We start from the raw sequence: 274 nt of genomic DNA, 5'->3' as shown, positions 1-274 counted from the left end.
ACCCCACTCTCAACTTGAAATAAGCAAATCAAACTGAAGAGGCGGATTACCAAGTTTTTTGTTGAGTACAAAGCACAGATTGTGTGAAAGAATCTTACGAATCAATCGATGAGACAAATGCCATAAATCTCTTGCTCGCACTCTTTGTATATTAAATCGTTCTGATAGCTGACCAATGACTGTTTCAACGATACGGCGGGCTTTCATTAGCCGTCTTACCACAGGTTTGGGTCTATCCTCTTTCATGTTGGCTCTGAGTGGCGTTTGTAAATCT

General features: G+C 40.9%; 1 protein-coding gene. It reads right to left on the bottom strand.

Annotation, left to right across the window (positions count from 1 at the left end; genetic code table 11):
* Positions 1–9 precede the first annotated feature (9 nt).
* On the bottom strand, positions 10–274 hold a 265-nt coding region (locus ACT3RN_RS16335), incomplete at its 5' end, for a transposase (RefSeq protein WP_444518906.1).

Source organism: Psychrobacter sp. AOP5-GZ1-6 (genome assembly GCF_052376345.1).
Classification (GTDB): domain Bacteria; phylum Pseudomonadota; class Gammaproteobacteria; order Pseudomonadales; family Moraxellaceae; genus Psychrobacter.
The sequence above is the reverse complement of the archived record's forward strand: the minus strand, read 5'-3'. Positions and strand labels throughout refer to the sequence as shown.